Annotated in this window: 20 protein-coding genes; 10 read left to right on the forward strand and 10 right to left on the reverse strand. The window is 70.2% G+C overall.

Annotation, left to right across the window (positions count from 1 at the left end):
• Positions 1–894, forward strand: a complete 894-nt coding sequence (locus LDL49_RS24265; RefSeq protein WP_225293651.1) for a MurR/RpiR family transcriptional regulator — start codon at positions 1–3, stop codon at positions 892–894.
• Positions 895–1,307: 413 nt separating this feature from the next.
• Entirely contained in the window at positions 1,308–2,897 is a 1,590-nt protein-coding gene (locus LDL49_RS24270; protein ID WP_225293653.1) for a thiamine pyrophosphate-dependent enzyme, read from the forward strand.
• Between the two features lie 17 nt (positions 2,898–2,914).
• Here the strand turns inward: LDL49_RS24270 and LDL49_RS24275 are convergent, their stop codons facing one another.
• Positions 2,915–3,760 carry a bifunctional methylenetetrahydrofolate dehydrogenase/methenyltetrahydrofolate cyclohydrolase gene (locus LDL49_RS24275; RefSeq protein WP_225293655.1) on the reverse strand — a complete coding sequence of 282 codons (846 nt, stop codon included), beginning with the start codon at positions 3,758–3,760 and terminating at the stop codon, positions 2,915–2,917.
• Positions 3,761–3,870: 110 nt separating this feature from the next.
• Between LDL49_RS24275 and LDL49_RS24280 the strand changes: the two genes are divergently transcribed.
• Genes LDL49_RS24280 through LDL49_RS24290 form a run of 3 tightly spaced genes read left to right on the forward strand, consistent with a single transcriptional unit; the run spans position 3,871 to position 10,033 of the window.
• Positions 3,871–8,055, forward strand: coding sequence for a glycoside hydrolase family 38 N-terminal domain-containing protein (locus LDL49_RS24280; RefSeq protein WP_225293657.1), 4,185 nt, complete (start codon positions 3,871–3,873; stop codon positions 8,053–8,055).
• Entirely contained in the window at positions 8,052–9,002 is a 951-nt protein-coding gene (locus LDL49_RS24285; protein ID WP_225293659.1) for a DUF7158 domain-containing protein, read from the forward strand. The genes LDL49_RS24280 and LDL49_RS24285 overlap by 4 nt, the downstream gene beginning before the upstream one ends.
• Positions 9,002–10,033, forward strand: coding sequence for an ROK family protein (locus LDL49_RS24290; RefSeq protein ID WP_225293661.1), 1,032 nt, complete (start codon positions 9,002–9,004; stop codon positions 10,031–10,033). The genes LDL49_RS24285 and LDL49_RS24290 overlap by 1 nt, the downstream gene beginning before the upstream one ends.
• Positions 10,034–10,078: 45 nt before the next feature.
• Here LDL49_RS24290 and LDL49_RS24295 read toward each other — a convergent pair whose 3' ends face one another.
• The 3 genes from LDL49_RS24295 to purN all read right to left on the reverse strand — a co-directional run bounded on the left by LDL49_RS24295 (position 10,079) and on the right by purN (position 12,644).
• Complete coding sequence (locus tag LDL49_RS24295; RefSeq protein ID WP_225293663.1) at positions 10,079–10,225, reverse strand: hypothetical protein; 147 nt, start codon at positions 10,223–10,225, stop codon at positions 10,079–10,081.
• A 212-nt stretch (positions 10,226–10,437) separates the two neighbouring features.
• The gene (gene purH / locus LDL49_RS24300) at positions 10,438–11,979 is read right to left on the reverse strand and encodes a bifunctional phosphoribosylaminoimidazolecarboxamide formyltransferase/IMP cyclohydrolase (RefSeq protein WP_225293665.1); all 1,542 of its coding nucleotides are present in this window, start codon (positions 11,977–11,979) and stop codon (positions 10,438–10,440) included.
• The gene (purN, locus tag LDL49_RS24305) at positions 11,976–12,644 is read right to left on the reverse strand and encodes a phosphoribosylglycinamide formyltransferase (protein ID WP_225293667.1); all 669 of its coding nucleotides are present in this window, start codon (positions 12,642–12,644) and stop codon (positions 11,976–11,978) included. The genes purH and purN overlap by 4 nt, the downstream gene beginning before the upstream one ends.
• A 75-nt stretch (positions 12,645–12,719) precedes the next feature.
• On the opposite strand from purN, the gene LDL49_RS24310 reads away from it, so the two are divergent.
• Positions 12,720–13,139 (forward strand): hypothetical protein, encoded by a 420-nt coding sequence (locus LDL49_RS24310; protein ID WP_225293669.1) that lies wholly within the window; start codon positions 12,720–12,722, stop codon positions 13,137–13,139.
• A 164-nt stretch (positions 13,140–13,303) separates the two neighbouring features.
• Here LDL49_RS24310 and LDL49_RS24315 read toward each other — a convergent pair whose 3' ends face one another.
• The 3 genes from LDL49_RS24315 to sucC all read right to left on the reverse strand — a co-directional run bounded on the left by LDL49_RS24315 (position 13,304) and on the right by sucC (position 17,154).
• Positions 13,304–14,908, reverse strand: coding sequence for a cell division protein PerM (locus tag LDL49_RS24315; protein WP_225293671.1), 1,605 nt, complete (start codon positions 14,906–14,908; stop codon positions 13,304–13,306).
• A 185-nt stretch (positions 14,909–15,093) separates the two neighbouring features.
• The gene (sucD, locus tag LDL49_RS24320) at positions 15,094–15,969 is read right to left on the reverse strand and encodes a succinate--CoA ligase subunit alpha (RefSeq protein ID WP_219531323.1); all 876 of its coding nucleotides are present in this window, start codon (positions 15,967–15,969) and stop codon (positions 15,094–15,096) included.
• A gap of 3 nt (positions 15,970–15,972) precedes the next feature.
• Positions 15,973–17,154 carry an ADP-forming succinate--CoA ligase subunit beta gene (gene sucC / locus LDL49_RS24325; RefSeq protein WP_225293673.1) on the reverse strand — a complete coding sequence of 394 codons (1,182 nt, stop codon included), beginning with the start codon at positions 17,152–17,154 and terminating at the stop codon, positions 15,973–15,975.
• Between the two features lie 222 nt (positions 17,155–17,376).
• Here sucC and LDL49_RS24330 point away from each other — a divergent pair, with 222 nt between their 5' ends.
• Together LDL49_RS24330 and LDL49_RS24335 are read left to right on the forward strand one after the other, a co-directional pair.
• Entirely contained in the window at positions 17,377–18,279 is a 903-nt protein-coding gene (locus LDL49_RS24330; protein ID WP_225293675.1) for a hypothetical protein, read from the forward strand.
• A 156-nt stretch (positions 18,280–18,435) separates the two neighbouring features.
• The gene (locus LDL49_RS24335) at positions 18,436–19,311 is read left to right on the forward strand and encodes a hypothetical protein (protein ID WP_225293678.1); all 876 of its coding nucleotides are present in this window, start codon (positions 18,436–18,438) and stop codon (positions 19,309–19,311) included.
• A 105-nt stretch (positions 19,312–19,416) separates the two neighbouring features.
• On the opposite strand, the gene LDL49_RS24340 is transcribed toward LDL49_RS24335, so the two are convergent.
• Both LDL49_RS24340 and galE read right to left on the reverse strand, forming a co-directional pair.
• A complete protein-coding gene (locus tag LDL49_RS24340) occupies positions 19,417–19,599 on the reverse strand; it encodes a VOC family protein (RefSeq protein ID WP_225293680.1) in 183 nt (60 codons plus the stop codon).
• A 49-nt stretch (positions 19,600–19,648) separates the two neighbouring features.
• Positions 19,649–20,635, reverse strand: a complete 987-nt coding sequence (galE, locus tag LDL49_RS24345; protein ID WP_225293682.1) for a UDP-glucose 4-epimerase GalE — start codon at positions 20,633–20,635, stop codon at positions 19,649–19,651.
• Positions 20,636–20,782: 147 nt separating this feature from the next.
• Here galE and LDL49_RS24350 point away from each other — a divergent pair, with 147 nt between their 5' ends.
• Both LDL49_RS24350 and LDL49_RS24355 read left to right on the forward strand, forming a co-directional pair.
• Positions 20,783–21,556 (forward strand): DNA replication complex GINS family protein, encoded by a 774-nt coding sequence (locus tag LDL49_RS24350; RefSeq protein WP_225293684.1) that lies wholly within the window; start codon positions 20,783–20,785, stop codon positions 21,554–21,556.
• Between the two features lie 131 nt (positions 21,557–21,687).
• Entirely contained in the window at positions 21,688–22,698 is a 1,011-nt protein-coding gene (locus LDL49_RS24355) for a L,D-transpeptidase (RefSeq protein WP_225293686.1), read from the forward strand.
• Between the two features lie 98 nt (positions 22,699–22,796).
• On the opposite strand, the gene pcrA is transcribed toward LDL49_RS24355, so the two are convergent.
• On the reverse strand, positions 22,797–25,046 hold the full coding sequence (gene pcrA, locus LDL49_RS24360) for a DNA helicase PcrA (protein WP_504854016.1): 2,250 nt from the start codon (positions 25,044–25,046) through the stop codon (positions 22,797–22,799).
• Positions 25,047–25,061 lie beyond the last annotated feature (15 nt).

A 25,061-nucleotide genomic window follows, 5' to 3' on the forward strand; every position in this document is an offset into this window, starting at 1 on the left:
TTGGACGGGCTGGCTGTCGACGGGCTGGGCGGGCGGATGAACGAGCCGGCCAACCCGGTGGCCGCCGTCCGTGCGGTGCTGCCGTCGCTGACGCCGGCCGCGCAGGCCATCGCGCGCATCATCCTCGCCGACCCCGGCGTGGTCGTCCGGAGCACGATCACCGAGTTCAGCGGGGTGTCGGGGACGAGCGAGGCGACGATCGTACGCACTGCCAGGGCGCTCGGCTTCGCCGGTTACTCGCAGATGCGCTTCGCCCTGGCCGCCGCCGTCGCCAAGGAGCCCGAGCGGCTGGTGCCGGGCGACCTCGGCCCCGACGACCCGCTCACCGACGTCATCGCCAAGGTGGCGCGGGCCGAGTCGGAGGCGCTGGCCGACACGGCGGCGCAACTCGACCCCGAGCCGCTCGGGGAGGTCGTCACGGCCATCGCCGGGGCCCGGCGGGTGGACGTGTACGGCGTGGCGGCCTCCGGGCTCGTGGCGGCCGACATGTCCCAGAAGCTGCTGCGGATCGGCCTGTCCAGCCACCCGTTCAGTGACGCGCACCTGGCATTGACCAGCGCGGCCCTGCTGCGGGCGGGCGACGTGGTGGTGGCGATCAGTTGCGGCGGGGAGACGCCGGACGTGCTGGACCCGGCCCGCACGGCGGCGGAGGCGGGGGCGCTGGTGGTCGCGATCACCAACAATCCGCGGTCGTCGCTGGCCGGGCTGGCCGACTACACGCTGGTGTCGGCGGGGCGGGAGACCGCGTTCCGGCCTGGGGCGCTGGCCAGCCGGATCAGCCAGCTTTTGATCGTCGACTGCATCTTCGTCGGGCTGGCGCAGCGCACGTACGACAGGGCCGACGCCGCGATCCGCGCCACGAAGGAGGCCACGGACCGCTATCGGCGCCGGTAGCGCGGTGATCGCACTGGACCCCAGGGGTCTGTCACACGACCGTCGCGATCCTTGTGACGGTCCGTGGAGGCTGGGGTCCTTCTGGGGATACCCTGTCGCTTGTGAGGGACGGCCCTTTCGGGGACGGAAGTTGACGATCCCTGGAGGCTGAGGCCCCTTGGGAGGGATGCCCTCTCCGGGGGACGGAAGATGACCGTCCTTGGTGGCTGAGGTCCCAGGGAGAAACGCCCCTTCGGGGAGTGGAAGCCCGGCGAAGGTTCGTGGACGCCGCAATAGGTTCTCCAGGCGGCCTACCTGCGACAACGGGTGGTCGTGCTATCGTCGTCACCCACAGTGATCATGGTTGGTGAGCAAGGTCAGCCGGGCTCTGTGAGGCACACGGTGGGCGGACTCAGGCGGGCACGGTGAGCGCGGTGAGCACGGTTCGAGAGGTCACGTTCGAGGTGCTCCGGCGGTTCGGGCTGACCACGATCTTCTGCAATCCCGGCTCGACCGAGGTCGCGCTGCTGACCGGGCTGCCCGACGATCTGCGGTTCGTGCTGGCCCTGCATGAGGGGTCGGTGGTCGGCATGGCCACCGGGTGGGCGATCGGTCACGGGGCTCCGGGGCTGGCCGTGCTGCACACCGCGGCGGGTCTGGGCAACGCGGTCGGCGCCATCGCCACCGCGCGGGCCAATCGGGTGCCGCTGGTGATCCTGGTCGGGCAGCAGGATCGTCGCCATCTGGCGTTGGAGCCGTTCCTGACCGGACGGCTGGCGGGGCTGGCCGGGGACTATCCGGTGTGGGTCGACCAACCGGTGCGGGCGCAGGACGTGCCAGGGGCCTTGGCGCGGGCCTACCACGAGGCGGTCACGTTCCGGGGGCCCGCGCTGGTGGTGGTGCCGTTGGACGACTGGGCGGCGCCGTTCGAGGACGAGACGATCGCGGCGCCGACGCGGCTGCTGCGGCCCGCCGCCGTGCCGGACGAGTCGCTCGCGCCCCTGGCCGCACTGCTGTCCGATGCCCGCTCCCCGGCGATCGTCGCGGGCTCAGGTGTCCGGGCGGCGGGCTGGGCGGCGGTGGTGGCGCTTGCCGAGCGGCTGGGGTGTCCGGTCTGGCAGGAGTCGTTCGGCGCCATGGCGGGCTTCCCGCAGGACCATCCGCAGTACGCCGGGGTGTTGCCCGCCGATCGCGCCCGGCTGCGCGCGGCGCTGGCGGCGCACGACGTGGTGCTTGCCGTGGGGGCCCCGGTCTTCCGTCAGTACCCGTTCGACACCGGTCCGCTGGTCGAGCCCGGCACCACTGTCGCGCTGGTCACCGACGACCCGGCCGAGGCGCACCGCAGTCCGGCCGATCTGGCCTATCTCGCCGCCCCGGCCGCCGTCTGCGAGCGGCTGGCCGTACTCGTGCCCGCCCGGCCCGCTCCACTACGGCCCGCGCCCGGCGGATCCGAGCTGCCCCCGGAAGGCGAGGTGCTGCGCGCCGCGCACGTCCTGCACCAGCTCGCCAGGCGTCTGCCCGCCGATGCGGTGCTTGTCGAGGAGACGCCGTCGTCGCGCCCTGACCTGCACCGGCTGGTTCCGGCCCGTAACCCGCTCGGCTTCGTGTCGGCCGCCATGGGCGGGCTGGGGTTCGGGGTGCCCGCGGCGGTCGGCCTGCGCATGTCGCTGCCCGACCGGCCGGTGGTCGCGGTGGTGGGTGACGGCTCGGCGCTGTACGGCGTGCACGCGCTGTGGAGCGCGGCTCACTACCGGGTGGGCGCGCTGTTCGTGGTGCTCGCCAACGGCCGGTACGCGATCATGGACCGGCTGGCCGACAAGGCGGGCGGCAAGGCGCCGTGGCCCGCGTTCACCGAGGTCAGCATGGGCGGGATGGCCCGGTCGCTGGGCTGCGCGGCCAAGCGGGTGGACACCGCGGAGGAGCTCGCGGCGGTGCTCGACGAGGTGGTGCCCACGCTTGTGGACCGCGAGGAGCCCCTGCTGCTTGAGGTGACCGTCGCCGTGGACCCCGACTTCCAGCCCTAGCGAGACGGTGGGTGGGATCAGGTGCGTTCGGCTGCCTCGACCACGTTGGAGAGCAGGAGGGCGCGGGTCATGGGGCCGACGCCGCCGGGGTTGGGGGTCAGGAAGCCCGCCACCTCCGCCACTTCCGCGGCCACGTCGCCGGCGATCTTGCCGTCCACCCGTGAGACGCCCACGTCGAGCACGGCCGCGCCCGGCTTGACCATGGCCGGGGTGATGAGGCCGGGCACCCCCGCGGCGGCCACCACGATGTCGGCGTGGCGGACGTGCGCGGCCAGGTCGCGGGTGCCGGTGTGGCAGAGGGTCACCGTGGCGTTCTCGCTGCGCCGGGTCAGCAGCAGGCCGAGCGAGCGGCCCACCGTGATGCCGCGCCCCACCACGGCCACCTCGGCGCCCTTGATCGGCACGCCGTACTCCTGAAGGAGCAGCACGATGCCGTGCGGCGTGCAGGGCAGCGGCGCGTCGACCATGTGGACCAGGCGGCCCAGGTTGACCGGGTGCAGGCCGTCGGCGTCCTTGGCCGGGTCCATGCGCTCCAGCAGCGCCATCGTGTCGAGGTGGCGGGGCAGGGGAAGCTGGACGATGTAGCCGGTGCACTCCGGCGAGGCGTTGAGCTCGTCGATGGCCGCCTCGACCTCGGCCTGGGTCGCGTCGGCCGGGAGGTCCACGCGGATGGAGGAGATGCCCACCTCGGCGCAGTCGCGGTGCTTGCCCGCCACATAGATCTGGCTGCCGGGGTCGTCGCCGACCAGCACGGTGCCGAGACCGGGGGTGATGCCACGCTCCCTGAGCGCGGTCACCCGCGTCGTGAGGTCGGCCTTGATCCTGGCCGCGGTCGCCTTGCCGTCGAGTTTCACTGCGCTCATGTCTCGTCATCCTTCCATGGGTTCGCTGGGAGCGGCGATGACATCGTTGTCATGGATCTTGGAAGGGCATATGGTGACGTCACCGCCTATGTGCCCACTAAGGAGTCGTCTTGCCTGCTCACTTGCTGTCCGCAGAGTCGACCGACCTGTTCGTCGGCACGGCGGAGCGACCGTACCAGGTGCTCAAGGTCACGCTGGAGCAGAGTGGGCAGGAGACGCCGCTCGACGTCCGCGGACCCGGGGTGTCCTGCGCGGCGCCGGTGAGCGTGCCGGCGGGGGTGGGCCCGGTCACCGTCGAGGTGCCGCTGGACGTCACCGTGCCGTACGGGACCGTGGTGCCCTGCGCCGTCACCTACGGCGACGCGTCGCTCGACGTCGAGGTCACGGCCGAGGAGCCGGGCTGGACGATGTACATGGTGTCGCACTTCCACTACGACCCGGTCTGGTGGAACACGCAGGCCGCCTACACCAGCCCCTGGGAGCTGCTCTCGGTCGACTCCACCACCCGGCCGCTATGGGAGCACAACGCGTTCGCGCTGGTCGAGGCGCATATCGAGCTGGCGTTGCGCGATCCCGACTACCGGTTCGTGCTGGCCGAGGTCGACTATCTCAAGCCGTTCTTCGACACCCACCCCGAGCGCCGGGCCGACCTGCGCGCGCTGCTCGACGAGGGCCGGGTGGAGCTTCTCGGCGGGACCTACAACGAGCCGAACACCAACCTGACCGGCGCCGAGAGCACCATCCGCAACATCGTGTACGGCATCGGCTACCAGCGTGACATCCTCGGCGGCGATCCGCGTACGGCCTGGCAGCTCGACGTGTTCGGGCACGACCCGCAGTTCCCCGGCTACCTGGCGGCGGCCGGGCTGACCGGCAGCGCGTGGGCGCGGGGGCCGTTCCACCAGTGGGGGCCGATCAGCAAGAACTTCAGGGAGGCCAAGAACGACGCCTCCCTGATGCAGTTCCCGAGCGAGTTCGAGTGGATCTCGCCGTCGGGACAGGGCGTGCTGACGCACTACATGCCCGCCCACTACTCGGCGGGCTGGTGGATGGACTCCTCGCCGTCGCTGGAGGAGGCGACGCGGGCGACGTACGAGCTCTATCGCTCGCTGAAGCCGGTGGCCGCGACCCGGAACATCCTGCTGCCCGTCGGCACCGACTACACCCCGCCGAACAAGTGGGTGACCGACATCCACCGGACCTGGGCGGCTCGTTACGTCTGGCCCCGGTTCGTCTGCGGCACGCCGCGGGACTTCCTCGACGCGGTGCGCGGGGAAATATCGGCATTCAGCCCGCAGACCCGGGATATGAACCCCATCTACACCGGCAAAGACGTCTCGTACATCGACACCAAGCAGGCCCAGCGCGCGGCCGAGGTGGCGGCGCTCGACGCCGAGCGGCTGTCGGCGTTCGCGTCGCTGCTGGGGCTGGGCGGCTACCCGCACACCGCGCTGGACAAGGTGTGGCGGCAGCTGGCGTACGGCGCGCACCACGACGGCATCACCGGCTCCGAGTCGGACCAGGTCTACATCGACCTGCTGACGGGCTGGCGCGAGGCGCACGACCTGGCCGCCGACGCCCGCGACCGCGCGCTGGACGCGCTGCTCGGCCAGATCTCGCTCCACGGCCGCAGCGTCGTGGTCACCAACACGCTGCCGTTCGCGCGTGACGGCCTGGTGCGGGTACGTCTCGCGCCGGGTGAGCGGGTGGAGACGGAGGTCCCGGCGGTCGAGGAGGACGGCACGCTGGTCTTCCTGGCCAAGGACGTGCCCTCGATGGGCTGGCGGACGTACCGGATCGTCGAGGGGCCGGCCGACACCTGGCAGCCGCTGCCCGGGACCACCTCGATCTCGAACGACCGGTGGCGCGTCGTCGCCGATCCGGCGCGGGGCGGCGGCCTGGAGTCGGTGTTCGACCGCGCCTCGGGCCGCGAACTGCTGTCGGGGCTCGGGAACGAGCTGCGGCTGTACGACGAATACCCGACACACCCCGACATGGGCGAGGGACCGTGGCACCTGCTGCCGACCGGTCACGCCACCGGCTCCGGCGAGGCCGCCGCGCTGGCCGTACACGCCTCCCAGAGTCCCCTTGGACAGCGCCTGACCATCACCGGCCAGGTGGGCGAGGTGTCCTATGAGCAGATCGTCACGCTGTGGACGGGTTCGGACCGGGTCGAGTTCACCACCCGCGTGCTCGACTACACCGGCGCCGACCGGCTGCTCCGGGTCCGCTTCCCGGCGCACGTGACGGGCGCGCTGCCGGTCTCCGACGTGGCGGGCGCGGTGGTGGGGCGCGGGTTCGCACAGCCCGAGGTCGACACCGCCGAGCACCCGTGGACGCTCGACAACCCGGCCAACACCTGGTTCGGGCTGTCCACCACGGCCAGGGTGGACCTGGGCGAGGCGGGCGCGCGGGCGCTGGGGGTCGCCGAGGTGGTGGTGCCCACTCTGGAGGACGCGCCCGGGGCCCGTTCGCTGGTCGTGGCACTGGCCCGCGCGGGCGTGACCGCCACGACCTCGTCCGCCTCCGGGTCCCGGTACGGCTGGCTGGACGTCGACTCGAACCTGCCGGACGTACGCATCCTCCTGGGCGGCCCGGACACCAACCCGCTGGCCGCCGAGCTCCTCTCCCGCAGCGACCCGGCCTTCCTCGACGCGCTCAAGTCGGGGGCACCGCTGGTCTGGGTGCCCGCCGAACGGCCGCTGGCCGAGGTGTGGCAGCCCGGCGCCGACCTACGTGACGTACGCGCGCTGCCCGCGCTCATCGTCGCCGGGCCGGTGGAGGCACTGGTCGCGGATCTGGCGGACGCGGTGATCTCCGCCGTTTGCCCGGTGGGTGAGGAAGTGCTGGAGTCTCGGACGGTCGCGCTGCTCACATATGGGTTGCCGGGGTTCGCGGTGGATTCCGCTGGGGCGTTGCATCTGTCGCTCATGCGGTCCTGTACCGGGTGGCCGTCGGGGGTCTGGCTGGATCCGCCTCGGCGTACCGGCCCTGATGGGGCGGGGTTCCAGGTGCAGCACTGGACGCATGAGTTCTCGTACGCGCTGGCCGGCGGGGACGGCGACTGGCGGGCGTTGCGCCTGCCGGCGGCGGGACAGGAGTTCATCACGCCGCTGCTGGCGCGGGAGGTCGCGCCGGCCGCCGACGGCACGTTGCCCCAGGTGCACTCGCTCCTGCGGGTGGAGCCCGCCCGGGACGTCCTGCTCGGCACCATCAAGGCCACCGGCAACCCGCACGCCCACGGCCAGTCCCCCACCGACGGCCAGTCCGCCACCGGTGGCCTGTCCCCCACCGGCGGCGTCACCATCCGGCTCGTGGAGTCGACCGGACTCGGTTCGCGGGCCGCGATCGAGTCGCCGGTCCTGGACCTCGACGGCCTCATCCACGCCGACCTGCTGGAACGGCCCGGTGACCCGGTGACCACGCTCGACCTGGCCGGGGCCGAGGTCGCCACCTACCTCGCCCCCGCCCCGCCCCGGCCGGCGCGCCCCGACCTGGGCGCCACCGCCGAGCAGGCCCAGCCCGTCTACAGCCGCTACTGGCTGCACAACAAGGGGCCCGCGCCACTCGGCTACCTTCCGGTGTCGGTCGCCGTCACGCCCGGTCTCGTCACGCCCGACCGCATCGCGGCCGCGCAGGGGGCGGTCGAGGTGTCGGTCGTGGTGTCGTCCCACCTCGTCGACGCGCCGCACGAGGGCGTGGTGGACATCCGCGTCCCGGACGGCTGGAGCGCCACGCCCGCCCAGCGCGCCTTCCGCCTCGAACCCGGCGGCCACCTCCGCTTCCCCGTCACCGTCACACCCGCCCCCGGCCAGGGCCTGTACTTCGTCTCGGCCCGCACCTCGGTGGGCGGCCAGCTGGTGGAGGACGTCGCCACCGTCGCGCTGGGCGAGGCGCCCGAGCTGCCCGTCGAGGGCGCCGTCCCGAACATGAGGGACGCGTTCAACGGAACCAGGGCCACCGAGGGCCGCGCGACCGGCCTGTCCGTCACCGCCCTCACGGAGTCGCTCTCCCTCCGCCCCGGCGACCGCACCTCACTCGTCGTACGGCTGGCGAACACCACCTCGGACGAGATACACGGCGAGTCGCAGCTCGCGGCCCCATGGGGTTCGTGGGAGCTCCTGCCCTCGGTCATCCAGGGCTTCACCGTGGCACCGGGCGAGACTGTCGACGTGTCGTTCCCCGTGGAGGTGCCCTACGACATGGCGGCCGGGCACTCCTGGGCACTGGCCAAGGTCATGTGGTACGGCCGCTGCCAGTACGCCCCCGCCGTCCGCTTGGAGGTAACCCGATGAACCACGCTCTCACCGATACGGCGGGCGGTCCCGTACAGGAGAAACGCGCCACCACTGGGACGGGTAGTCCCGTACGGGAACTGCCCGGCGCGACCGGGACGGCTGGCCCCGTACGGGAGCGGCCCGCCGCGACCGGGGCGGCCACCGCGCCCGACATCGGCGCGGTGATCGGCTGGGTCGGCGGGCGGCCGATCTCCCGTGAGCCGCTGGACCGGCGGGTCCGTGAGCTGCGCGACAGCCCGCTCAGCGCGGCGCTGCCGCAGCCGGGCAGCTCCGAGGACCGGCAGCTGGCCAGGTGGCTGACGCAGGTGATCCTCACCGAGGCGCTGTGCGAGGACGAGGCCGCGGCTCGCGGGCTGTCGCCGGTGGAGGTCGGGCGGCTCGACCCGCTGGCCGCCGTGGAGCTGGGGTCGATCAACGCCTCCGCCTACAACGGGAGCCCGTGGGTCCGCGCGCTGTTCGAGCACCTGACGGCCACGGTCGAGGTACCACCGGAGTGGCGTTCGCCGACGAGGGCACAGGGGGCGGCACAGACGACAGCGGACGGGGCGGCGCAGGCGACGGCGCAGGGGGTGGCGTGGCATGTCGTACGCCATCGGGTGTTCGCCGACCGCGCCGAGGCGGCCGCCGCCACGGCCGACGATCTGGAACCGCTGGGGCCGGTGACGCTGGGCTCCCTGCCCGCGGCGATCGCCGACGCCATCCCGCGCCGCCCGTACGGGATGCTCGTCGGTCCGGTCGAGGACGCCCTGGGCTGGCACGTAGCGGTGGCCCATCCGGCGCCTACCCCATCCCCCTCCCCCGGTGCGGTCTCGCAGCGGGAAGCGGCGCGGCGCCGGATGTTCGCGCGGTGGCTCGACGAGTCGCGGGCCGCCAAGGTCGAACTCGTGCCCGGACTGGAACATCCTGGCGATCCCCGCCAGCCCGACAACCACCACAAACACTGATGGCCTGCGTACTCGCCATCGACATCGGGGGAACCAAGCTCGCCGCCGCGCTGGTGGACGAGGCGGGTTCCATGCTGCGTTCCGCGACCCGGCCCACGCCGCGGACGGAGGTCATGGTCGCCCTGGCGGCTCTGGTCGAGGAGGTGACCGGAGGCGGCCCGGCGCCGGAGGCGGTCGGGATCGGCTGTGCCGGCCCGCTGGACCTGGCCGCCGGGACCGTCAGCCCCGTCAACATGCCCAGCTGGCGCGGCTTCCCGCTGCGTGAGGAGGTCCGCGCGCTGACCGGCCTGCCGACCATGCTGGCGGGTGACGCGCAGTGCATGGCGCTCGGGGAGCACTGGCTGGGCGCGGGGCGCGGGAGTTCTTCGCTGCTCGGGATCGTGGTGTCCACCGGGATCGGCGGTGGCCTGGTGATCGACGGCGTCCCGCTCCTGGGCCCCAACGGAAATGCCGGACATGTCGGTCACATGACCATCGACCCGTACGGCGAGCGCTGCGAGTGCGGCGGGCGCGGCTGCGTCGAGCACTACTCCAGCGGCCCGAACCTGGCCCGCTGGGCGCTGGCCAACGGCTGGACCCCAGGCCGACCTAACGGGCTGGACGGCACAGCCGACAGACTGGACGGCACGGCCGACGAGCGGAACGGCGCGGCTGACACACGGGTGGGCACGGCCGACGCAAGGAACAGCGTGGCCGACGCGCCGAATGGCACGGCCGACGCGCGGGCGCTGGCGCGGGACGCGGCAGGTGGGGATCCTGTGGCGGTGGCGGCGTTCGAACGGGGTGCCAGGGCGCTCGCCGGCATGATCGCCTCGACCGCGGCCGCGGTCGAACTCACCAAGGTGGTCATCGGCGGCGGCGTCTCAGCGGCGGGACCGGTCCTGTTCGACCCGTTGGCGCGGGCGCTGGACGACGTGGCCGGGCTGGCGTTCGTCAGGGCGGTGAAGGTGGAGCCGACCACCCTGGGCGTACGGGCCGGACTCGCCGGAGCCGCGAAGCTCGCCTGGAGCCAGTCCCGTACGGTCGCCTGAGAAGTTCAGGTACGGCCGCCTGAGACGCTCAGGCGGCCGGGTGGGCTATTCGCGCTCGGCCGTCTGGGCCGCGGCGCGCCGCTCGAGGATGCGGCGAGTGAACGGGATGACCTCCACGACGCGCGCCCCGAGGTAGGCGCCCAGGAAGGCGAGCACCACCAGCATGACCGGGCTGGTGGCGAACCCGTTCATGGTCACGAAGGCATACAGAACCGAATCAAGCGGCGCCATAAGGAGTACTCCCGGAGAACGGATGAGCGGCAAGGCCCACAGCGTAACCGGACATTACTTATGCTTGTGCGCAAAAGGGCGGCTTCATACCGCCCTTTTACCCTGGACCGTGAGTGGAAGTGGCGCGTTGGACTCTCAAGAGAAGGAGTGACGCGCCACCGTGAAGTAGACCGTCAGTGGAAGAAGTGGCGCGTCCCCGTGAAGTAAAGCGCCACGCCCGCCTTCTCCGCCGCCTCGATGACCAGTTGGTCGCGGACCGATCCGCCGGGCTCCACAACGGCCTTGACGCCCGCCTCGATGAGCACCTCCAGCCCGTCGGGGAACGGGAAGAACGCGTCCGAGGCCGCCACCGACCCCTTGGCCCGCGCGTCGGCGCGGCTCACCGCCAGGCGGCAGGAGTCGACCCGGTTGACCTGCCCCATCCCGACGCCCACGGTCGCCCCGCCGGACGCCAGCAGGATGGCGTTGGACTTGACCGAGCGGCAGGCCCGCCAGGCGAACGCCAGGTCGGCCAGCATCTCGTCGGAGACCGGCTCGCCCGCCTTGAGCTGCCACTGCTCCGGCGCGTCGCCGGGCGCGTCGACCCGGTCGCTCTGCTGGACGAGCAGGCCGCCGTCGATCCGGCGGAACTCGGCGGGGTTGGCCGGGCCCGAGGGACAGATCAGCAGGCGGACGTTCTTCTTCTGCGTCAGTACGGCCAGCGCCTCGGGCTCGTAGGACGGCGCCACGACGACCTCGGTGAACACCTCGGCGATCTGCCGGGCCAGCTCGGCCGTGACGGCCCCGTTGACCGCGATGACGCCCCCGTACGCCGAGACCGGGTCACAGGCGTGCGCCTTGCGGTGCGCGTCGGCGACGTCGGAGCCGATGGCGATGCCACACGGGTTCTGGTGCTTGATGATCGCGACGCAGGGGTCGGCGAAGTCCCAGGCCGCCCGCCAGGCCGCGTCGGCGTCGAGGTAGTTGTTGTAGGACATCTCCTTGCCGTGCACCTGCTCGGCGTTGGCCAAGCCGTCGAGGCCGCCGGTGTAGAGGGCGGCGGACTGATGCGGGTTCTCCCCGTAGCGCAGGGTCGACTTGCGCTTCCAGGTGGCGCCCATGAACGAGGGCCAGCCGTCGTCGACCCGGTAGGAGTTGGCGAACCAGGACGCCACGGCCACGTCGTACGAGGCCGTGTGGGCGTAGGCGATGCCCGCCAGCCGCCGGCGTTCGGTCAGCGTGAAGCCGCCCTCGCCGAGCGCGCCCACCACGTCGCCGTAGAAGCGGGGGTCGACCACGACGGCGCAGGTGCTGTGGTTCTTGGCGGCGCCGCGGATCATCGCGGGCCCGCCGATGTCGATCTGCTCGACGCACTCCTCGTCGGACGCGCCGGAGGCCACCGTCTGCTCGAACGGGTAGAGGTTGACCACCACCAGCTGGAACGGGTCGATCTCCAGCTCGTCGAGCTGGGCCACGTGGTGCGGCTTGGTGAGGTCGGCCAGCAGCCCGGCGTGTACGCGCGGGTGGAGGGTCTTGACCCGGCCGTCGAGGCACTCGGGGAACCCGGTCAGCTGCTCGACCTTGGTGACGGGGATGCCGTAGGAGGCGATGGCGGCGGCGGTGCCGCCCGTTGACACGATCTCCACCCCCGCGCCGTCGAGAGCCCTGGCCAGCTCCTCCAGCCCGGACTTGTCGTACACCGCGATCAGCGCGCGCCGGATGGCGATGCGAGTCACTTCGATTCCCCTTCTGATTGGTTACCGATGCGAACGGTCTGTCCGCCGACCTCTGGTCGGTCACCGATACGGACGGTCCGTCCGCTGACCGTCCAGCCCTCACGGACCATCCGGCCGACGATCTCGACGAGCAGGCGGCGCTCGACGGTCTTGATGCGCTCGTGCAGAACCGCCTCGTCGTCATCCGGCAGTACGGCCACGGCCTCCTGAGCGACGATCGGCCCGCTGTCGACGCCGGCGTCGGCCAGCATGACCGTGCAGCCCGTCACCTTGACCCCGTGGGCGAGCGCGTCACGCACCCCGTGCGCTCCCGGGAAGGAGGGCAGCAGCGCGGGATGGGTGTTGAGCACCGGGAACGCGTCGAGCGTCGGGGCGCCGATGATCTTCATGAAGCCCGCCGACACCACGAGGTCGGGTTCGTAGGAAGCGATCCGGTTCGCGAGCGCGATATTCCACTCTGACCGCTTCTCGTAATCACCCAGTTTCTCGACGAAAGTAGGGACGTCAGCCCGCGACGCCCGAGCCAGTCCCTCGATCCCGTCCCTGTCCGCGCCGACGGCCACCACGCGGGCGCCGTAGGACGGGTCGGCCGAAGCGTCCAGCAGGGCCTGTAGGTTTGTTCCAGAGCCGGACACGAGGACGACGAGCCGCCCAGCCTTTGACACGCGCACTCCAATGGGAAAACCGGGGTGGGGTTGCAAGCGTATCCGCTCTTCGTCCGGCGACGCAGAGGAGGTCAGGTGTCGACACCGGTGCAGGCACCGGCGGGTCAGCAGCCCGCGGATTCCGCGGGCCGCCGAGCCATCTGGTTGGCCATCGCGGCGCTGGCCATGACGTTCATGCTGCCGCTGGCGGGGCTGGTCATGGCGGTGTTCGCGCTGATGGCGGGCATCCGCGCGCTGCCCCAGCTGAAGAACGCGGGCAAGCCGCCGGGCATCGCCGTGGGCGGCATCGCCGTCTCCTCGATCGCCCTCACGCTGTCGGCGTTGGCCACGGCTATGCAGCTCTATCTGATGGACGAATACTCCGCCTACCAGAACTGCATGAAGGGCGCGGGCACCGTCTCGTCGCAGGGCGAGTGCTTCACCCAGTTCAGGGACGCGGCCCAGAAGAAGCTCCCACCGGACGTACTCGAACTCCTGGGCGCGGTGCAGCCCTAGGCCCTTCCCTCGGCTGAAGGGGATCCCGCCATAGGGACCCCCGACCACAACGGACCGTCTACTTCCCCTCCCCCAGAGGGGGTCTCCCCCAAGGACCCCAGCCACCACGGACCGTCGCAGGGATCGAGACGGTCGTGTGACGGACCATCCAGGAACCCCTTGGACTAGTCGCGGTCCCACGCATACGGGTCGACGTAGATGACGTGACCACCACGGTCGTCCGACTCGTCGACGATGTCCGTGCGTCGCGGCCGATCCCGCTCCGGCAGGACCGGCAGGGCCTGTGCCAGCGTCTCCGCCGCGGCCGAGGCGTGCTCGTCCTGCCAGTCGTCGCGAATGACCGGGATGGCCTGGGTGTCGGCCTCGGTGGCGTCCATCCAGTGGCCGGGCAGGGGCCGGGCGTCGGCCTCGGCCAGGCCGACCTTGCTCGCCGCCCTGGCGATCGCGGCGCCCGCCTTGCGTACCGGGACCGCGGCCTTGTCGAGCGGGGCGCGAGCCCGCCGGTTGAGCAGCAGCACGTTGGCCACGCCCGCGGAGATGCCGGCGGCGACGCCCACCTCCAGGCCCACCGACAGCGCCACCTCCCACGGCGACGGCCCGACCGTGGCCAGCCGCCCGCCGCCGATGGGGCCGCCGGACAGCGCGGCGAGCAGCGCGGCGACCAGCCCGGTGGTGATCCCGGTGAAGAACCCCCACAGCGGCGCGGCCTCGTACGACGGCGACGGCGCCATCCTGGCCACCACGATGCCGGCCACGGTCCCGGCGGCGAACGGCAGCGCGATCACCGCCATCGTCCAGCCGGGCACAGGACCGCTCTCGGGCAGCGCGCCGAGCAGCGGCAGGCTCGGCACCGTGCCCAGTTGCACGCCCGTGGGCGCGACCAGGGTGTCGGCGCCGACGGCGAAGCCCGGCCCGGCGATGTAGGAGGCGGCCCAGATGACGGTGTTGAGCAGGTAGAGGACCTGGACCAGCAGGAGCAGCACGCCGCCCACGAAGCCGGGCGCGAGCACGTTGGACAGCTCGCGTACCTGGCCGAAGTTCACGATCAGGGCCGTCAGCACGAGGGCGAGCCCGGCGACGAGCAGCACCGACGTGGCGACGGCCGTGCCGACGGTCAGGGCGCGCACCCGCTCGGGCAGCAGGCGCAGCATCGCCCGCCACGGGCCGATCGTCCGCGCCGTGGCCAGCGCCCCCGCGAAGAACGCCAGCGCGAAGTGGCTGATCAGCGCCTCGCCGATGAACGGCTGGGTGATGTCGTTGCGGGCGACGAGCGCGATGAGCCCGGCGAGCAGGGCGTAGGGGGCGGCCAGCGAGACCCCGGCCTGCGCGACCAGTACGAGCTGGGCCCGGCGGCGCGCGTTGGCCTGCTCGCGCGGGCTGTTCTTGGGCAGCCGAGCGGGCAGCCTCAGCCGCAGGTCGGCGTCGCGCGCCATCCACCGCCCGGCGCGGTAGAGCAGCATCGCGGGCAGGATCGTCAGGCCGAGCGGGAGCAGCCCCACCTTGCCACCGGGGATCGCGAACCCGGCGTGGTGCGCGGCCAGCCACACCTGCGCCGCCGTACGGAACACGCCCGGCAGCCCCGCGCCCAGGGCGCCGCGCGGCGCGGCGATCCACCCGACCAGGGTCAGCGTGGTGAGCACGGCCAGGCCGACGCCAAGCGTGATGGCGGCGGCGAGCATCCCGGACACGGGCAGCGGCCGGCGCGTCTCGTCGTCATCACTCGAGACGCCGGGCAGCCGACCTAGTACCGATTCGAGGAGCGCCGTCACAAGTAGTTATTTTCTCAAGCTTTACCAACCAACGCTTGGTTGACGCGCCGCGCGGGATGCTTTCCCTCTCCCATTTTTCGCCCTCTTTGGGGGGTCTCCGCGGTTTCACAGGGGACGCCACCCATCGGCTCGGCACAAAAAAGACGCCCCGCCACGAAACGGGCGGGGCGTTCTTCAGCCGAAAATCAGCGCGACTGCATGATCTCGCGCATGAGGCGCGCGGTCTCGGACGGAGTCTTGCCGACGCGGACGCCCACCTTTTCGAGGGCCTCCTTCTTCGCCTGCGCGGTGCCGGCGGAGCCGGAGACGATGGCGCCGGCGTGGCCCATCGTCTTGCCCTCCGGGGCGGTGAAGCCCGCGACGTAGGCCACCACGGGCTTGGTGACGTGCTGCTCGATGTAGGCCGCGGCCCGCTCCTCGGCGTCGCCGCCGATCTCACCGATCATCACGATCGCGTCGGTGCCCGGGTCGTCCTGGAAGGCCTGGAGCGCGTCGATGTGCGTCGTGCCGATGACCGGGTCACCGCCGATGCCCACCGCGGTCGAGAAGCCGAAGTCACGCAGCTCGTACATGAGCTGGTACGTCAGCGTGCCCGACTTGGACACCAGGCCGATGCGGCCGGCCGTGGTGATGTCGGCGGGGATGATGCCGGCGTTGGAGGCGCCGGGCGAGGCGATGCCGGGGCAGTTCGGGCCGATGATGCGGGTCTTGTTGCCCTTGGCGATCGCGTACGCCCAGAACTCGGTCGAGTCGTGGACCGGCACGCCCTCGGTGATCACCACGCAGAGCGGGATCTCCGCGTCGATGGCCTCCTTGACGGCGTCCTTGGTGAAGGCCGGGGGCACGAAGGCGACCGACACGTCGGCGCCCGTCTGCTCCATGGCCTCCTTCACCGTGCCGAACACCGGCAGGCCCTCGTGCGTCGTGCCCGCCTTGCGGGCGTTGACGCCACCGACCACGCGGGCGCCGGAGGCGAGCATGCGGCGGGTGTGCTTGGTGCCCTCACCGCCGGTCATGCCCTGAACGATGATCTTGCTGTTCTCGGTCAGCCAGATAGCCATGTGTCACGCACCTACCGCAGCGAGCTCGGCGACCCGCTTGGCCGCGTCGTCCATCGTGTCGACCAGCTCGACGCGCGGGAGCGCGGCGTCGGCCAGGATCTGCCGCCCGAGCAAGGCGTTGTTGCCGTCAAGCCGGACCACCAGCGGGTGGGTCACCGCTTCGCCACGGCTCTCCAGCAGCTTGAAGGCCGAGATGATGCCGTTGGCCACCGCGTCGCAGGAGGTGATGCCGCCGAAGACGTTCACGAAGATCGACTTCACGCTGGGGTCGGACAGGATGATCTCCAGACCCGCGGCCATGACCTCGGCCGAGGCGCCACCGCCGATGTCGAGGAAGTTGGCGGGCGACGGCTTACCGGGGAACGCCTCGCCGGCGTAGGCGACCACGTCGAGGGTGGACATGACCAGGCCCGCGCCGTTGCCGATGATGCCCACGTCACCGTCGAGCTTGACGTAGTTGAGGTCCTTCTCCTTGGCCTTGGCCTCAAGGGGGTCCTCGGCGTTCTTGTCGGCGTACGCCTCGTGCTCCGGCTGACGGAACGCGGCGTTGTCGTCGAGCGTGACCTTGCCGTCGAGCGCCTTCACCTGGCCGTCAGCCGACAGGATCATCGGGTTGACCTCGACCAGCGTGGCGTCCTCGTCGACGAACGCGCACCAGAGCTTCTCGATGAGCTCGGCGGCGCCGTCGAGCGCCTTCTCGGGCAGCCCGCCCGCGGCCGCGATCTCCCGCGCCCTGGCGCGGTCGATGCCGTCCAGCGCGGAGACCGGGATCTTGGCCACCTTGTCGGGCGCGGTGTGCGCGACCTCTTCGATCTCCATGCCGCCCGCGGCGGAGCAGATCGCGAGGAAGGTACGGTTCGCGCGGTCGAGCAGGAAGGAGAAGTAGTACTCCTCCGCGATCGCGCTGGCCTCCTCCACGAGCACCTTGTGGACCGTGTGGCCCTTGATGTCCATGCCCAGGATGGCATTGGCCTTGTCAACGGCATCGGCGGCGTCATCGGCCACCTTCACGCCACCGGCCTTGCCGCGGCCTCCGGTCTTCACCTGGGCCTTGACGACGACGCGGCCGGTCAGCTGCTCAGCCGCCGCCCGCACCTCCTCCACGGTGTGGGCGACGATGCCGCGTGGCACCGGAATGCCGTAGTCAGCGAAGAGCTCCTTCGCCTGATGTTCGAACAGGTCCACGAGGGTCCGTCCTTGCTTATCCGACTGATGTTCGACGCTTGTCCGACTGAAATGTTCGACGGCCCGGGCCACCCCGTGCGTGCGTGCCGGGCGTTTCCGCCAGTGAAGCCTAGCCCCAAGCTTGACCTGACCAGGTCATCGGGTCTCGGTTATCCCGTTATGTGACGGTGATCTCACTTCAGCACGATATTTCTGGACATCTGAAGAAGGGCACCCACATCTATGAGGCGATGGATCGCCGGCGCGGTGGCAGTTTCCGCGCTGGCCGTGGCCGGTCCCGCGTACGCGCAGGCCAAGCCGGCGGACCCGGTGGCGGCGCTGAAGAAGCAGTTCGTCGCGGGGCAGGGAGTCAAGTTCACCGAGCGGACCAGCATCAAGGTCGGCGGTGAGTCCTACACGCAGGCCGACAGGCAGGGCGTGATCGGGTTCGGCCCCAAGGGCATCGCGGGCGCGGAGAACACCCGTACTCCGATCCTCTCGCGGGAGGAGCGGGCGCGGCTGGACAAGCTGGCGGCGAAGGACGCCTCCATCGCCGACTCCGTCGACCTGCTCACCGAGCGGATCTACCTCGTCAGCGTCGGCAGGCGCATGTACGTCAACGGCGGCCTGTACAGCACCCTGGTGCCCGAGAACAAGAGCTGGGTCGGCATGAACGGCAGCCCCTCCTCGGCCGCGTACGGCGACCAGCTCATCAACGTCTTCGAACCGGCGACGCTCAAATACCTGCTGGCCACGAAGAAGACGGTAAGCGGCGCCCAGTATCGCGGCTCGGTCACTTTCGCCGAGCTGTACAAGCTGTCGCCGACGTTCCGCGAGCAGATCGCGGGGAAGCCGACCGGCAAGCCCGCCAAAACCGTGATCTCCTGGCGCCTGACGCTCGACGCGCGAAAACTGGTGAAGCGGCTGGCCATCTCGTGGTCGATGAAGGTCACCAAGAAGGTCACCCTCAGCGCCGCGACCGAAAGCCGATACACCGAGTGGGGCACCGCGGTGAACGTGACCGCGCCCCCATCCGACCAGGTCGCGGACATCAAGGAGCTGACGAAGAAGGCCCCAGAGCCGCCGGCCGCCATCGACAGGAACTACGTCAGCGTTCCGCCTGACGACGATGGAAACACCCCATAGTCAGAAATTTCAACAAAGGGCCCCGACGGCGTCGGGGCCCTTCTGCACGAAAAATCCACATATTTTCCTCGCTGCGGACAATCGGTTGAGATATCGTCGTGATCTTCGTTTGGCAGGATCCTCCCGCTTCCGTAAATCAGAGACGAGGGCATTGATATGAAGCGCATCATCACGGGGCTGGCTTTAGCGTCGGCCGCCACACTTATGGCTGCCGGGCCGGCACAGGCGGCACCGGCCGCCAAGGACCCGGTCGCCGCGGTGAAGAAGCAGTTCGTCGCCGGCAAGGGCGTGAAGTTCACCGAGCGCACCACTGCCATCCAAGGCCGCATGCGGGGCATCATCACCCGCCGGTCGGGGGCGTACCAGTTCAGCAAGACGGGCGTCGCCGCGTCCGACATCACCGGCAAGTTCAACGTCAAGATGATGGGACCGGCCGACAGCGAGGACAAGACCCTCAAGGCCCTGTCCAGGCCCGAGCGGACGATCACGATCGGCAAGACGTCCTACCTGTCCGGCGGGCTCTGGGTAGACCTGCTGCCCACGGACAAGACCTGGGTCAGGATGCGCAACGTGCCGTTCTCCGGCCTGAGCGGCGTCTATGGCCAGCCGCTCAACCTCACCGAGTCGGCCACGATCAAGACCCTGTTCAAGAGCGCGAAGCCGGCCAAGGGCGGCTACGCGGGCAAGATCACCGTGGGTGACCTGCGCAGGATCTCCCCGTCCTTCCGCGGCAACCTCCTGCTCGGCGCGCCCAGCAAGAAGACGTCGAAGGTCGCCATCTCCTGGAAGCTCACCGTCGATGCCAAGGGCCTGCCTTCCCGGCTGGTCACGACGATGCCGCTGGCCGCGCTCTCCTCGAACATGGACGACGAGTCGAGCCTCAGCGTCGAGACCTTGTACAGCGGCTGGGGCAACGCGGTGAAGATCACGGCGCCGCCGGCCGACCAGGTGACGGACGAGCTCAAGGACGGCACGGACAGCACGGACGAGATTCCTTCGCTGACGCTCCCGCTCAGCAGCATCGCGAAGTAACCAGCGCACCGCTGTACGGCTTCACCGGGAGCGAGCCGGGCTCACGCTCGGCTCCACCGTAAGACAGACCGGCTCGCCCTCAGCTCCACCGTGAGACAGCCGGGCTCACGCCTCTCCCGTCTCTCCCGTCGTCAGGCGGGAGAGACGGGGTTGCTTGACGTAGTCGGTCAGCGCCATCTCCTCCGTCGCGGACTTCTCCCGCAACCCCAGCACGCCACCGTAGAACTCCCTGGCCCGCGCCAGATCGCCCACGCCGACCAGAATGTTGTCGACGCCGAGGATGTTCACGGGACGAGCCCAGGATGGCCACGCCAGGTCGGCGACGGCGGCGGGTCGCTCATCCGGCCAGGCGCGAGTCCCGTACGGCGGCCCATTCGAGCGAGTGCCTGATCCCTTCCTCGATCGAGTAGCGCGGCCGCCACCCCAGCAGCCGGTGCGCGAGGTCGCTGCGCGTGTAGGCGCCCGCCACGTCGCCGGGCCGCCGCTCGGCCTCGACCACCTCGACCGGCCGCGCCACCACCCGGTTGAACGCGTCGACCAGCTCACGCACGGTCGTCCCCGAGCCGGTGCCCAGGTTGATGACCGATTCCGCCTCGGCCAGCTCGTCGAAGCGCTGCAAGGCGGCCACGTGCGCCGCCGCCAGATCCCAGACGTGGACGTAGTCGCGGATCCCCGAGCCGTCACGGGTGGAGTAGTCGGTGCCGGTGATCTGGAAGGGCACGCCTTCCTCGTACGCGCCGATCATCTTGCCCAGCGCGTGGCTCGGCCGCCGCAGTTGCAACCCGGTGCGCATCGCGGGATCCGCCCCGATCGGGTTGAAATAGCGCAGGGACAGCACGTTGATCGGCCGGGTCGCCGCGATATCGGCGAACATCGCCTCGCAGACCGCCTTCGTCCGCGCGTAGGGGCTCTGCGGGTCGAGCGGCGACCGCTCGTCGACCGTATGATCGTCCCCCGTGCGGTAGATCGACGCCGAGGAGCTGAAAATCATCCGCTCGCACCCGTTGCGCAGCAGGTGATCCACGAACTCCAGGCTCTTGGTGACATTCGCCCGGTAGTAGCCGACCGGATCGGCCACCGAATCCGGCACCACGATCAGCGCGGCGCAATGAATGACCGCCTCGATGTCGGGCTGCTCGGCGAAGACCTTGTCGACCAGCGCCCCGTCGGCGATATCGCCCTCGTAGAAAGCCCGGCCCTCGGCGAACTCCCGCCGCCCCGTGACCAGGCTGTCGAGAATCACCGGCGTGATCCCCGCGTCCAGGCACGCCGACGCGACCGTGCTCCCGATGAACCCCGCCCCACCCGAAATCAGTACCCGCATCCCGGCACCCTATTGGGTCCCCCGCCGAGCCAGGCGTCATTCGCGCCGACTCGGGTGTCCCGCCGTCATCGTGGCTTTCCCGGGCGAGGTACTCCCGATTGAGTAATGAGGTGCGGCCGTGATCATTTGTCGGCAGGATGGCGCTCCATGAAACTCATGATCACCGCTCTCACGGCCGGCGTCGCCGTACTCGTCTCGTCCGTCCCCGCTCAAGCGGCGCCGAAGAACCCCGTCGCGGCGTTGAAGGCGCAGCTCGTGGCCGGGCACGGGGTCCGTTTCACCGACGTCAGTGCGTTCGTCGGCGCCGTCAACGAGGATCCGCTGGTCCGGCGCACGGGCAGCATCCAGTTCGGCAAGAAGGGGATCACCGGCTGGGACATCACCGGGAAGTTCTCCAGTCCGTTGTACGACGGGCACAACACCACTCCCGAGCGCACCATCGCGATCGGTGACGTCGCGTGGGTGTCGGGCGGCACCCTGAGCGAGGACATGCCGAAGGGCAAGACCTGGTTCAAGACGTACAGCAAGATAAACCTCAGCACCATGAGCAGCTGGTTCGGCCAGGTGGTGAGCCCGGCCGAGCCCGCGACGCTCGCCGCCCTGGTGAAGAACGGCAAGCTCAGCGGGTCCACCTACCGCGGCCAGATCACCTTCACCCAGCTCTTCAAGATCTCCCCCTGGTTCAGCAGCTCGATCCCGATGCGCTCCGACACCGAGGCCACCGTCACATACGCCCTCAAGGTCGATGCCAAGGGGCTGCCGAGCCAATTGACCACCACGTGGAAGGCCACGGACTTCCTGGACATCTCCTGGTGGGAGGACAAGGCGGTCACGATCGAGACCCGCTACACCGGCTGGGGCGCCAAGGTGTCGATCAAGTCGCCGCCCGCGAGCAAGATCACCACCAAGCTCAACGACTGAGCCAGGCGTGCCGCAAACCAGGATCCCAAGAGGCGTTACATGATCGTTATAGCCAGACGACCACGTATGGCATCTTTTGGTTGTCTCACTTATGAGACGCCTGATGCGTAGACATAGTCCTGGAGTAACCCTTGAATCCCCTCCCCCGGATGCTGGCTCTGGCCGCCCTGATCACCACGGTGGCGGCCTGTAGCACGGAAGGAACGCCTGCCCCGGTGGCTCAGGCCGCCGCCGCCACCCCCGTGCACGCGGCCGGCGCCGCCGTGCCGAGGAAGGCCGTACCGAAGAGCCCGGTACAGAAGATCGCGGCGAAGAAGGCCGTGCTGGAGATCGCCGACATCACCCCCGAGGGGGAAGCCAAGGAGAAGGTGGGCGTCGGCTTCCCCATCATCGTGACGTTCGACCGCAAGGTGGCCGACAGGGCGGCGGCCGAGGCCGTCCTGCAGGTGCAGGCGGACCGGCCGGTCGACGGCGCCTGGCGCTGGGTGACGGACCGCAAGGTCGTCTACCGCACCAAGACGTACTACCGTCCGCACCAGAAGGTGCAGTTCACCGCCCGCCTCAGCCAGTTGCCCGGCAACGAGGCGACCAAGGACGTCAGCCGGCGCTTCGCCGTCGGCTACTCCAACATCTCGGTGGTGAACACCCGCAGCCACGTGATGAAGGTCCGGCGCGACGGCAAGCTCGTCAAGTCGATCCCCATCAGCGCGGGCCGCGGCGGCTTGCTGAAGAACGGCGTGGACGTCTACCTGACCACCAGCGGCACCCACCTCACAATGAACAAGAAGCCCATGGAGACCATGACCTCGGCGTGGATGGGCGTCACCGACCCGAAGGACCCTCGCTACTACAAGGAGGAGATCCCGTGGGCGGTGCGCATCTCCGACAGCGGCGAGTACGTGCACCAGAGCGCGGGCTACTACCAGTTTCTGGGCCGGTCCAACCAGAGCCACGGCTGCGTCCGGGCCACTCCGGCGGGCGCCAAGTGGTTCTACGGCATCGCCCAGCGCGGTGACGTCGTGAAGATCACCGGCACCAAGCGCAAGCTCGACTGGCGCAACGGGTGGAGCTACTGGCAGCTCAACTGGACCGAGTGGAAGAAGGGCAGCGCCCTCCCGAACGGCGCCCAGCAGAAGAGCTGAGCCCCCGACCTGCCGGAGCTGTCCGGCAGGTCTTCCGGCAGACGGGAGCCTTCCGGGTCTTCCGGCAGGTGGGAGCGGCCGGTCAGATCCTTTACGGGTCAGAGCTTTTCCAGCGGAGCGTAGGCGAGGAGCAGCGTCTTCTCGCCTCCGCTCCCGAAGTCGATCTTGACCTTGGTCTTCTCCGCCACTCCGTCCACGGACACGACGGTGCCCAGCCCGAACGCGTCGTGCGTCACCCGATCGCCGGGCGTCAGGGTGGGCACCGTGCGGGCGCCTTTCTTCGGCGCCGCCGCCTGCGCGGGCTCGCGCCGGGTCGCCGCGCTCCAGGCCGACTTCTCCGGCGGGGTACGCCAGTCCAGCAGCTGCACCGGCACCTCGTTGACGAACCGCGAGGCCGGGTTGAACGACGGTGAGCCCCACGAGCTGCGTACGGCGGCCCGCGTGAGGTAGAGGCGCTTCTGGGCCCTGGTGATCCCCACGTAGGCCAGCCGGCGCTCCTCCTCCAGCTCCTTCGGCTCGCCCAGCGAGCGGATGTGCGGGAAGACGCCGTCTTCCATCGCGGTCAGGAAGACGACCGGGAACTCCAGCCCCTTGGCGGTGTGCAGGGTCATCAGCGTGACCACGCCCTGCCCGCCGTCGGCCTCGGGGATCTGGTCGGCGTCGGCCACCAGCGACACCTGCTCCAGGAACTCCACCAGCGTGCCCTCGGGATTGGCCTCCTCGAACTCCGAGGCCACCGAGATGAGCTCGTTGAGGTTTTCCAGCCGGGACTCGTCCTGCGGATCCTCCGAAGCCTCCAGCTCGGCGCGGTAGCCGGTGGCGACCAGGATCTCCTCCGCGAGCGCCGACGGCGGCATGCCCTCGGCCTTGCCGATCAGCCCCTCGATCATCGCGACGAACTCGCGCACCGCGTTGAGCGAGCGCGTCGCCATGCCGTACGCCTCCTCGGCCCTGCGCAGCGCCTCCCAGAAGGAGATGCGCTCGCGCGACGAGAGCGCCTCCAGCATCGCCTCGGCCCGGTCGCCGATGCCGCGCTTGGGCACGTTGAGGATGCGCCGCATGGACACCACGTCGGCGGGGTTGGCCAGCACGCGCAGGTAGGCCAGCAGGTCCTTGACCTCCTTGCGCTCGTAGAAGCGCACACCCCCGACCACCTTGTAGGGCAGGCCGGTGCGGATGAAGATCTCCTCGAACACCCGGGAGGCCGCGTTGGTGCGGTAGAAGATCGCGACGTCGCCTGCCTTGACGCCCTCCTCGTCGCTGAGCCGATCGACCTCCTGGGCCACGAACATGGCCTCGTCGTGCTCGTTGTCGGCCACGTAACCGACGATCTTGGGGCCGTCGCCCTGGTCGGACCAGAGGTTCTTCGGCTTGCGCGACTCGTTGCGGGCGATGACGGCGTTGGCGGCGGCCAGGATGTTCTGGGTGGAGCGGTAGTTCTGTTCCAGCAGGATCGTGCGCGCGTCGGGGTAGTCGCGCTCGAACTCCAGGATGTTGCGGATCGTCGCGCCGCGGAAGGCGTAGATCGACTGGTCGGCGTCGCCGACCACGCACAGCTCCGACTGGTCGGCACCCGAACGGACCAGCTCGCCGTCGGTCGTGCGCAGGTCGGGGCGGCCCACCAGCTCCCTGATCAGGATGTATTGGGCGTGGTTGGTGTCCTGGTATTCGTCGACGAGCACGTGCCTGAACCGCATCCGGTAGTGCTCGGCCACCTCCGGGAAGAGCTGGAACAGCGTCACCGTGTTCATGATGATGTCGTCGAAGTCCATCGCGCCGGCCTCGGTGAGCTTGCGCTGGTAGCTCTTGTAGGCCTCGGCGAGCACCTTCTCCAGGTGGGAGCCCGCCTTGTCGAGCGCGGTCTCGTAGTCGACCAGCTCGTTCTTGAAGTTGCTCACCTGGGCGGAGAACGACCGCGGCGGGTAGCGCTTGGGGTCGAGGTCCATCTCCCTGCACACCATCGCCATCAGCCGCTGCGAGTCGGCCTGGTCGTAGATGGAGAAACTGGAGGGGAACCCGAGCCGCTTGGCCTCGCGGCGCAGGATGCGCATGCAGGCGCTGTGGAACGTCATCACCCACATCGCCTTCGACCTGGGCCCGACGAGCCGGTCGATGCGCTCCTTCATCTCGCGCGCGGCCTTGTTGGTGAAGGTGATGGCCAGGATCTCGCCCGGATGCACCTCACGCTCGGCGAGCAGGTAGGCGATGCGATGGGTGAGCACCCGCGTCTTTCCCGACCCCGCCCCCGCCACGATCAGCAGCGGACCGCCGTGATGGATCACGGCCTCCCGCTGTTGCGGGTTGAGGCCATCGAGCAAGGGGTGGTCAACAGAGACTTGGGTCGGCACGCACCCAGGTTAAGA

The organism is Nonomuraea aurantiaca, from assembly GCF_020215705.1.
Classification (GTDB): domain Bacteria; phylum Actinomycetota; class Actinomycetes; order Streptosporangiales; family Streptosporangiaceae; genus Nonomuraea; species Nonomuraea aurantiaca.

Excerpts from the sequence above, each read along its gene's own strand:
- LDL49_RS24275 (WP_225293655.1), bottom strand. The coding sequence starts at position 3,760 with ATGAGCGCAGTGAAACTCGACGGCAAGGCGACCGCGGCCAGGATCAAG.
- LDL49_RS24285 (WP_225293659.1), top strand. The coding sequence starts at position 8,052 with ATGAACCACGCTCTCACCGATACGGCGGGCGGTCCCGTACAGGAGAAA.
- LDL49_RS24290 (WP_225293661.1), top strand. The coding sequence starts at position 9,002 with ATGGCCTGCGTACTCGCCATCGACATCGGGGGAACCAAGCTCGCCGCC.
- LDL49_RS24295 (WP_225293663.1), bottom strand. The coding sequence starts at position 10,225 with ATGAACGGGTTCGCCACCAGCCCGGTCATGCTGGTGGTGCTCGCCTTC.
- sucD (WP_219531323.1), bottom strand. The coding sequence starts at position 15,969 with ATGGCTATCTGGCTGACCGAGAACAGCAAGATCATCGTTCAGGGCATG.
- LDL49_RS24330 (WP_225293675.1), top strand. The coding sequence starts at position 17,377 with ATGAGGCGATGGATCGCCGGCGCGGTGGCAGTTTCCGCGCTGGCCGTG.
- LDL49_RS24335 (WP_225293678.1), top strand. The coding sequence starts at position 18,436 with ATGAAGCGCATCATCACGGGGCTGGCTTTAGCGTCGGCCGCCACACTT.
- galE (WP_225293682.1), bottom strand. The coding sequence starts at position 20,635 with ATGCGGGTACTGATTTCGGGTGGGGCGGGGTTCATCGGGAGCACGGTC.
- LDL49_RS24350 (WP_225293684.1), top strand. The coding sequence starts at position 20,783 with ATGAAACTCATGATCACCGCTCTCACGGCCGGCGTCGCCGTACTCGTC.